Consider the following 8,917-nt stretch of genomic DNA (forward strand, 5'->3'; position numbering starts at 1 on the left):
CCTCGTGTGTGTCGTGCGGCCGGATCAGCCGGCGTGCGGCACGACCTTGACGATCTTCACCATGGCCGGCTTGCCGTTCGGCAGCTCGTAGGTGGCCTCGTCGCCGATCTTCTTGCCGTCGATCGCGCGGCCCAGCGGCGACTGCGGCGAGTAGACGTCCAGGGTGTCGGAGCCCGCGACCTCGCGCGAGGCGAGCAGGAACTCCATGAGGTCGTCCTCGTCGCCGTCGAAGGCGACCGTGACGACCATGCCCGGGGCCACCACGCCCGAGTCGGCCGGCGCCTCGCCGACCTTGGCGCGCTCCAGCAGCTGGGTCAGCTGGCGGATGCGCAGCTCGTACTTGCCCTGCTCCTCCTTCGCCGCGTGGTAGCCGGCGTTCTCCTTGAGGTCGCCCTCCTCGCGCGCCGCCTCGATCTTCTGGGCGATCTCGATGCGCCAGGGCCCGGTCAGGTGATCCAGCTCGGCCTTGAGCTGGTCGTAGCCGGCCTGAGTGAGCCAGGTCACGTTCTCACTGGTCTGGGTCACAGGTGCTCCTCGTAGGTGCTGGGGCTGTGCTGAGGGTGTGAGTCGTCAGCAGGGTCGGTGGTGATATCGGTCTCAACTACAAAGCAACGCCCGCTCCCGTACCATCCGGTGCGGAAGGGGCGAAACCACGAGCCTAACAAGTCCCGCTGACAAGCGGGAGGGCCGTTTGCGTGCCGTTGACGGCGGCGTTACGCCGGGGTGTACGGCAACGGAGTGCGGGACCCTCTACGGATGCCCGCTGTCCGGATCGAATATGCGCGCTACCGGGGGCGGGCGGGCGGCCCGGGGCGCGTGTCGCCCGGGGTGCGCGCCGCTCGGCGCGGGACGGTGCCGGGTGCGCCGCTCGGGCGCGTCGTCAGGGGCGCGCTACTTGGCCGGGGTGCAGCCCAGCAGTTCGGCGGTGGTGCCGCGCGAGGTGGTGCGCAGGGTGACCACCGCGTCGTAGCTGGAGCCGGCCGCCGGGACCGGGAAGTCGGCCACCCCGACCACCGCGTGGTCGTCGGACTGCGAGCGGACCGTGCAGGTGCCGGCCTGCCCGTCGCCCTTGCGCACGGTGAGGTGCAGCTGGACCTCGGAGTCGGAGAGCACCTGGAAGGTCGGCACCGAGCCGTTGATCTTCGACTCGCGCAGCAGGTAGGAGCCGCCCAGCCAGGCGACCAGGCCCAGGCCGAGCACGCCGCAGACCGCGCCGACCACCTTCAGGCGGCGGTCCGGGTCACGGTCGCCACCGCGGCCGTAACGCCCCTCGGGCAGACCGGTGGCGGTGGTGTCTGCACTCATCGGACTCCGTCCTCTCCTGGGGGAGGGGCCGCGCGGGGTGCTGCGGGGGAATGCGACGCTCCTCCAGTCCGTCACTATAGGAGGGGCACGCCCGCGGCCGGTCCGGCGGGGGCAGGGCTCGGCCGCGCCGGAGACGTTCAGCGGCCCGGCCCCGCGGCGACGCGGTCCCGTTGTGAGCGGTTCGTACGGTGGGCGGACCCGGACTCCGCGGAACGCCCGACGAGTGTGGAAGGAACGCAAGGCGTTGACTGAGCAGTTGCGACTGATGGCGGTGCACGCCCACCCGGACGACGAGTCCAGCAAGGGCGCGGCCACCATGGCCATGTACGTCGAGCAGGGCGTGGACGTGCTGGTGGCCACCTGCACGGGGGGCGAGCGCGGGTCGGTCCTCAACCCCAAGCTCCAGGGGGACCCGTACATCGAGGAGAACATCCACGAGGTGCGCCGCAAGGAGATGGACGAGGCGCGGGCGATCCTCGGTGTCGAGCAGGCCTGGCTGGGCTTCGTGGACTCCGGTCTGCCCGAGGGGGACCCGCTGCCCCCGCTGCCCGAGGGGTGCTTCGCCCTCCAGGACGTCAAGGAGGCGGCGGAGCCGCTGGTCCGGCTGATCCGCGAGTTCAAGCCGCAGGTCATCACGACCTACGACGAGAACGGCGGCTACCCGCACCCGGACCACATCATGACCCACAAGATCACCATGCTGGCCTTCGACGCCGCGGGCGACCCGGACGCCTACCCGGAGGCCGGCGAGCCCTGGCAGCCGCTCAAGCTGTACTACAACCACGGCTTCCCGATGGGCCGCATCCGGGCCCTGCACGAGTACCTCACCGAGCACGGCCACGAGTCGCCGTACGGCGAGTGGATCGAGGGCTGGGAGAAGAGCGGCCGCAAGGAGCGCGAGATCACCACCCGGGTCCGCTGCGGCGACTGGTTCGAGACCCGCGACCGCGCGCTGATCGCCCACGCGACCCAGATCGACCCGGACGGCCCGTGGTTCCGCGTCCCGCTGGAGGTCCAGCGGGAGGTCTGGCCCACCGAGGACTACGAGCTCGCCCGTACCCTGGTCGACGTGGACCTGCCGGAGGACGACCTGTTCGCCGGCCTGCGCACCCCCACCCTGGCGGCCGAGGCCGCCGACACGCGCGACTGAACGACCCCCCGATGGCCCGGCTCCGCGTGAGCCGGGCCACCATAGAGATATGAGCGCCTCCGTGAACCTCGTCCACCTCGCCGCTGACCTCGCCGTCGACGACGCCAAGGTCACCCCCGGCCTCCTCGGCTTCGTCGTCTTCGCCGCCCTGGGCGTCGCGACCTGGTTCCTGGCCAAGTCGATGAACAAGCAGTTCAAGAAGGTCGACTTCGTCGAGCAGCCGGAGGCCCCGAAGGAGTGAGCCGAAGGCCGGTCCCCGCGGGGAACCGGCCTTCGGCGAAGCCGCCCTGCCGGACCGCCCGGCTTCGTAGGATCCCGAACCATGACGTGGTCGTGGCACTCCGTGGTGCGCAGGGTGGGGTACGGAACGGCGGCGGCGGGGGTGCTGGCGGCCGGGGCGGCGGGGCTGGGGGACCCGGGGCCGCTGATCGTCGGCTCCGCCGTGGTGACGGTGGTGGCCGGGTTGTTCCCGGCGCTCTGGGCCCCGGGGCGGGTGCGCGCGGTGGGTCCCGCGGTGCTGACCGCCGGCGTCGTCTCGCTGCTGGTGACCGCCGGCTACCGCGGACCGGCGTCCGGCGCCATCGAGTCCTGGTGGCTGCTGGAGACCGTGGCGCTGCTGGCCCTGATCGTCCCCGCGGTGCGCAGGCCCCCGGCGGCGGCCGCCTTCGGCCACGGCGCGCTGCTGGTCGTGGCGGTGGCGCTGGTGCCGCTGCGGATCGGGGTGTGGGCCGACCCGCCGGCCCCGCCCTCCGTGACCACCAAGCTCTGCCTGACCTCGGCCCTGCTGTCCTGCGCGGTGGTCGGGGTGGGCTGCTACCTGCGCTCGATGGACACCCGGGCCCGGGCCGCGGTGGCGGCCGAACGGCGGGCGCAGCGCCTGGACCTGGCCCGCGACCTGCACGACTTCGCCGCGCACGACGTCACCGGGGTGGTGGTGCTGGCCCAGGCCGCGCAGGTGCTGGCCCAGCAGGACCCCCGGAAGGTGGTCGAGCTGCTGGCCGGGATCGAGGCGGCCGGCCGGCAGGCGCTGATCACCATGGACCGGACCGTGCAGGTCTTCGCGGCGGACGACGGCGACCCGGAGCCGCGCGGGCGGTTCGGGGCCGCGGTCGCGGACCCGGCGGCGGCCGGGGGGACGGCACGGGCGGCGGCGGGCGGGCCCGGTGGGCGCAGTCTGCGCCGCGACCTGAGCGAACTGCCCGCGCTGGCCGAGCGGTTCACCCGTAGCGGCTCCGCGCGGGTGCGGCTGGAGGCGCCGGCCGAGGCCGAGCTGGCAGACTTGCCGGCGGCGGTCAGCGGGCTCGGCTACCGGCTGGTGGTGGAGGCGCTGACCAACGTCCGCCGGCACGCGCCCGGGGCCCGGGAGGTGGCGATCGAGGTCGGTGCGACCCGGCACGGGGAGCGGTCGGCGCTGCGGGTCACGGTCACCGACGACGGGGCGCCGGGCGGGGCGGGGGACTCCGGGGGCGAGGGTGGTGCTGGCAGTACGGGTGGTGCAGATGGTGCGGGTGGCACGGGTGGCACGGGTGGTGCCGGCGGTGCGCTGGGCGGGGCGGAGCGGGAGGGCGGGGGTTTCGGGCTCGCGGGCCTGCGGGAGCGGGTGGAGGCGGCCGGCGGCGAGCTGACGGCGGGACCGGGGCCGGCGGGCGGCTGGCGGGTGGCGGCGGTGCTCCCGACGGAGGGCGAGGCGGGGCCCGGAGGCTGACCGGGCCGGTCGGCGCGTCGTTCCGGGCCTGCCGGTGCCGGAGTTCCCGGCCCGTCGGCGGGCTTGCCGGTGGGGCTCCGGGCTTGCCGGTGGGGCGTTCGGAGCCTGCTCACGGGCCGGACCAGGCCGTTCGGCACATGCGGGGGCGGCTGATCCGGCGGTCCGGAAGATCGAATGGGCCGATCGGCCGATGGCGGCGGGCCTCGGCGCGGGCAAGGATGACGTACGGCGATCAGGGAGCGGGGGTTCCCCTGGGCCGTCATGACCGCAGAACCCCGAGCGGGGGACCAGCCTGTGATTCGCATTGCCATGTCTGTCGAAGATCTGGCTCGTGTACGAATTACCGGAAATGTCGACCAGGAGATGGAGGCGGTGCTGGCACTGGAGGCGTGGCGCAACGGCGGGGAGTTCTTCGGCCCCTGGCAGCGGGCGGTCCGCAGGCAGATGGCCGGGCAGCCGGTGCTGGCCGAACGGCTGCGTCGCCTTTCGGGAGCCAACGGTGGTTTCCGGGACGTACTGAGAGTGTGGGCGAATGGCCGGATCATGGCGTCCGGGCGTGGGGCCGAGCCGCTGGTCCGGCGGGCCGACGTCGCCGCGGCGGTCCGCGAGTTCCACCGGGTGGCGCTGCGGCCCTGCTGGGCGGACGTCCGGTCCCGGCTGGAGGCGGAGCGGGACGTCCGCCGTCGGATCGCCGGCCGCGGCGGGGTGGACGCGCTGCTCGGCACGCTGCACCCGCAGATCCGCTGGAACGCCCCGGTCCTGGAGGTCCCCTCCGAGCGGGACGTCGAACTCGACCTCGGGGGCAAGGGGTTGAGGCTGGCGCCGTCACTCTTCCTGCAGGGCGCCGGGGTGCTGCTCCGCCCCCGGCGGGACGAGCCGGACGAGGCCCCGACGCTGCTCTTCGCGATGCGTCCCGACCGGACGGGTGGTCCGGTGCCGGCGGGCGTGCCGGAGGCCGCGGAGCCCGCGCGTCGCGGCGGGGAGGAGCCGCTGGCCGCCCTGGTCGGCCGGACCAGGGCGGCGGTCCTCCATGCAGTGCTGGACGGTGGCACCACCGGTGAACTGGCGGGCCGGCTCGGCGTGACGGCCTCGGCGGTCAGCCAGCACACCGCCGTGCTTCGGGCGGCCGGGCTGATCGACACCCGGCGCTGCGGCAACGGCGTGCTGCACACCACCACGTCGCTGGGGCGGGCGCTGCTGCGGGGCGAGGCGGCGTCGGGCGGGGAGGTCCGGCACGTCGGCGGCGCGGCGCCGCGGTGGACCGAGGGCCGTCCGCGGGCGCTGCGGTGAGGTGTCCGGGGCGCGCGGCCGGCCCCGGGCGAGCCGGCTCAGCCGCGCTCGGTCAGGCCCGACTCCCAGGCCCAGGTGGCGATGCCCACCCGGTTGCGGGCCTTCAACTTGCGCTGGAGGTTGGCCAGGTGGGTCTTCACGGTGCTCAGCGAGATGAACAGCTCGGCGCCGATGTCGGAGTTGGTCAGCCCCTCGGCGACCAGGACGGCGATCTCCTCCTCACGGCTCGTCAGCGGCTCGACCGGGGAGCGGTCGACCCGGCGCGGACCGGTGAAGTGGCGCAGCAGCCGGCTGGTGATCTGCGGGCTGATCAGCGAGTCGCCGGCCACCGCCGAGCGGATCGCCTCGGCCAGCAGGGCCGGGCCCGAATGCTTGAGCAGGAAGCCGCAGGCGCCGTTGCGCAGCGCGGTGTGCACGTACTCGTCGAGGTCGAAGGTGGTCACCACGACGACCTTCACCTCGGGGGTGATGCCGGCCAGTCGGCGGGTGACCTCCAGCCCGTCCAGTTCCGGCATCCGGATGTCGACCAGCAGGACGTCCGGCCGCAGGGCGCGGACGGCCTCCAGGGCCTCCAGGCCGTCCGCGGCCTCGGCCACCACCTCGATGTCGGGCTGGGCCGCCAGGATGTGCCGGAACCCCTGGCGGACGTTCGCCTGGTCGTCAGCGATCACGACACGCGTCTTCATGGCGTCATGGTCGCACGGGCTTTCGGCCGGTCCGATGTGATGGCCCGGATTCCGCCTGGTCTGTGCCGGATTCAGTTCCCGCTTAACACCGTTGTCACATGGCGGAGCGTCAGGGAAGGATGGTTCCTGTCGGAACGGGGCGCCGGAAGTTCGAGAATTCGGGCGTGGACCGGAATGGGCTTCAGCGGAATGCGGAAAGGGGGCGGGCGGCGAAATGGACGCGAAGTACGAGTCGTATGCGATTGCCGACCCCGTGTGGTACGACGCCCTGGACCGGTGTGACGACCGGGACTCCCGGTTCGCGCCGGGCGGGGGCGTGCTGCCCGAGGGCTGGCGCAGCCGCACCCAGGGGGTGTGGGAGGTGCTGGCACCTCCCGGCTCCCCGGACCTGCCGGAGCAGGGCTGGAAGGTCCACGTCAGCGCCACGCCGGAATCCGCCGAGGAGACGATCGAGACGGCCTGGCAGGTGTGCCGCCGGCTCGGGCTGCCCTGGAAGTACCTGCGCAGCCGGTTGGTGCTCGCGGTGACGAACGCCAAGTACGCCGACCGGTCCGCCAGCGGCAAGGCCGTCACCGTCTACCCGCGAACGGCCGCGGAGCTGGAGACGGTCCTCGCCGAGCTGGACGAGGCGCTGGGCGGCCGCCCGGGCCCGTACGTCCTGTCCGACCTGCGGTGGAACCAGGGCCCGGTCTCGGTGCGCTACGGCGGGTTCGCCCTGATGTGGTGCGAGCTGCCGGACGGCACCAGGGTGCCCGCCGTGAAGGACCCGGACGGCCGGCTGGTGCCGGACGCGCGGCGCCCGCGCTTCACCGTCCCGGAGTGGGCCGCCACCCCGGACTTCCTGGCCGAGCGGATCGCCGCGGCCTCCGCCGAGGCGGGTGCCGGGCTGGGCCGCTACCGGGTGGTCAAGGCGCTGCACTTCTCCAACGCCGGCGGGGTCTACCTCGCCGAGGACGAGGACGGCCGGCAGGTCGTCATCAAGGAGGCCCGCCCGCACGCCGGGCTGGACGCCTCGGAGACGGACGCGGTGGCCCGGCTGCTGGTCGAGCGGGACGTCCTGGAGCGGATCGGCCACCTGCCGTTCGTGCCGGAGCTGTACGAGTACTTCACCAGCTGGGAGCACCACTACCTGGTGATGGAGTACATCCCGGGCGAGTCCTTCAGCGCCTGGCTCGGCCGGGAGTACCCGCTCACCCGGCACCGGCCGGACGCCCGGGCCCTGGCCGACTTCGCCGGGCTCGCGACCACCCGGCTCGCGCTGGTCGAGGAGTGCGTCGCGGCGCTGCACCGGGAGGGGGTCGCGTTCGGCGACCTCCACCACCGCAACATCATGATCCGCCCGGACGGCACCGTCGCCCTGATCGACTTCGAACTCGCGACGCCACTGGACACCCCGCGCCGGCGCACCCTCGGTGCCCCCGGCTTCACGGACCCGGCGATCACCGACGCCCGCGACGCCGACCTGTTCGCGCTGGGCTGCTGCCAGCTCGCCGCCTTCGTCTCGCTGACCACGCTCACCAGGCGCAACCCGGCCGTCGTCACCGGGCTCCTCGACCTCGTCTCGGAGTCCTTCCCGACGGTGCCCGCCGGCTTCGTCGAGCGGATGACGGAGCGGCTCGCCCTCTCCCCGGCGCTGCGCCCCCACCTCGGGGGCGGGCCCGCGGCCGACACCCCGGCGGGGCTCACCGCCGCGGCGCTGCTGCGCGGCATCGACCGGTCGGCGACCCCCGGGCGGGAGGACCGCCTCCATCCCGGCGACGCCGCCGGGCTGCGTCCCGGGGGTGCGCTCGGGCTGGCGTACGGCTCCTCCGGCGTGCTGCTCGCGCGGCACCTGGCCGGGGCCGCACCGGACGAGGAGCACCTGGATTGGCTCGCCGCCGCCGTGCGGCGCGCCCCGGCGGACACGCCCGCCGGGCTGTACGACGGGCTGGCCGGAGCCGGCTGGCTGTTCCACCGGCTCGGGCACCCGGACGCCCCGAACGTGGTGGACCGGCTGCTGGCCGGCCCGTTGCCCGCCTCACTCGGCCTGCACGGCGGCTTGACGGGCGTCGCCCACCTGCTGCTGGAGGCCGGTGCGACCGACGAGGCGCTCGCGCTGGCAGCCAAGGCCGCCGGGCGGATCGGCGAGGCCGGGCTGCTGGACCGGCCGGGGCTGCTGCGCGGCTGGTCCGGACCGGCGGTGCTGTTCGCCCGCTGCGCCCGCCTCACCGGCGACCAGGCCTGGGCGGAGGCCGCCGAGCGCGCCGTCCGCTGCGACCTGCGGCACGGCCGGCTGGTCGACGACATGCTCCAGACGTACAGCTCGGGCCGGCTGCTGCCGTACCTGGCGGAGGGATCCGCCGGAGTGGCGCTCGCCGTCCTGGCCCTGCCCGCCGCCCAGGCCGAAACCCTCGGCGCCGACCGGGTGCTGGAGGCCGCGGCCCGGGCCGGAGCGGTCCGGGTGGTCGTCCAGGGCGGGCTGTTCAACGGCCGCGCCGGGCTCGCCTACACCCTGTTCCAGGTCGCCGCCCGCCTGCCGCACTGGCGGGCCGAGGCGGAGGAGCAACTCCGGCTGGTGGAGCTGCACCTGGCCCCGCACCAGGACGGCAGCGTCCTGCACGGGGACCAGCTGATCCGGCTCTCGACCGACCTGGCCACCGGCTCAGCCGGCGCCCTGCTGGCGCTGGCCGCCGCCAAGAGCCCCGGGCAGTGCCTGCTCCCCGGCGCCCACCCGGTCCACGGGTGGACGCCGGAGCCGGCCGAGCCCGGTACCCCGTCCCGGCGAGACAGCGAGGGGAGGTG

Annotated in this window: 8 protein-coding genes; 5 read left to right on the top strand and 3 right to left on the bottom strand. The window is 74.5% G+C overall.

The genetic code is table 11. The features are described 5' to 3' along the window. Positions 1–24: 24 nt before the first annotated feature. Positions 25–525 (bottom strand): transcription elongation factor GreA, encoded by a 501-nt coding sequence (gene greA, locus ACZ7RU_RS04020; protein WP_387749662.1) that lies wholly within the window; start codon positions 523–525, stop codon positions 25–27. Positions 526–891: 366 nt separating this feature from the next. After that, entirely contained in the window at positions 892–1,305 is a 414-nt protein-coding gene (locus ACZ7RU_RS04025; protein ID WP_470339389.1) for a DUF4307 domain-containing protein, read from the bottom strand. 244 nt (positions 1,306–1,549) lie between these two features. Here ACZ7RU_RS04025 and mca point away from each other — a divergent pair, with 244 nt between their 5' ends. From mca to ACZ7RU_RS04045, 4 genes are all read left to right on the top strand, one after another. Next, positions 1,550–2,455: a mycothiol conjugate amidase Mca gene (gene mca, locus ACZ7RU_RS04030; protein ID WP_387749668.1), complete on the top strand. Its 906-nt coding sequence runs from the start codon at positions 1,550–1,552 to the stop codon at positions 2,453–2,455. Between the two features lie 49 nt (positions 2,456–2,504). Then, the gene (locus ACZ7RU_RS04035; RefSeq protein WP_387749670.1) at positions 2,505–2,696 is read left to right on the top strand and encodes a hypothetical protein; all 192 of its coding nucleotides are present in this window, start codon (positions 2,505–2,507) and stop codon (positions 2,694–2,696) included. A gap of 81 nt (positions 2,697–2,777) precedes the next feature. Continuing rightward, positions 2,778–4,160: a sensor histidine kinase gene (locus ACZ7RU_RS04040; protein ID WP_470339390.1), complete on the top strand. Its 1,383-nt coding sequence runs from the start codon at positions 2,778–2,780 to the stop codon at positions 4,158–4,160. 309 nt (positions 4,161–4,469) lie between these two features. Then, positions 4,470–5,450, top strand: coding sequence for an ArsR/SmtB family transcription factor (locus ACZ7RU_RS04045; RefSeq protein ID WP_470339391.1), 981 nt, complete (start codon positions 4,470–4,472; stop codon positions 5,448–5,450). 38 nt (positions 5,451–5,488) lie between these two features. Here the strand turns inward: ACZ7RU_RS04045 and ACZ7RU_RS04050 are convergent, their stop codons facing one another. Next, positions 5,489–6,136, bottom strand: a complete 648-nt coding sequence (locus ACZ7RU_RS04050) for a response regulator (RefSeq protein WP_464335074.1) — start codon at positions 6,134–6,136, stop codon at positions 5,489–5,491. A 214-nt stretch (positions 6,137–6,350) separates the two neighbouring features. Between ACZ7RU_RS04050 and lanKC the strand changes: the two genes are divergently transcribed. Further along, positions 6,351–8,917, top strand: a 2,567-nt coding sequence (gene lanKC / locus ACZ7RU_RS04055; protein ID WP_470339392.1) for a class III lanthionine synthetase LanKC, incomplete at its 3' end; no start/stop codon positions are given.

It is taken from the genome of Kitasatospora sp. NPDC114501, assembly GCF_055633695.1.

Excerpts from the sequence above, each read along its gene's own strand:
- ACZ7RU_RS04050 (WP_464335074.1), bottom strand. The coding sequence starts at position 6,136 with ATGAAGACGCGTGTCGTGATCGCTGACGACCAGGCGAACGTCCGCCAG.
- ACZ7RU_RS04045 (WP_470339391.1), top strand. The coding sequence starts at position 4,470 with ATGTCTGTCGAAGATCTGGCTCGTGTACGAATTACCGGAAATGTCGAC.
- ACZ7RU_RS04040 (WP_470339390.1), top strand. The coding sequence starts at position 2,778 with ATGACGTGGTCGTGGCACTCCGTGGTGCGCAGGGTGGGGTACGGAACG.
- ACZ7RU_RS04035 (WP_387749670.1), top strand. The coding sequence starts at position 2,505 with ATGAGCGCCTCCGTGAACCTCGTCCACCTCGCCGCTGACCTCGCCGTC.
- ACZ7RU_RS04025 (WP_470339389.1), bottom strand. The coding sequence starts at position 1,305 with ATGAGTGCAGACACCACCGCCACCGGTCTGCCCGAGGGGCGTTACGGC.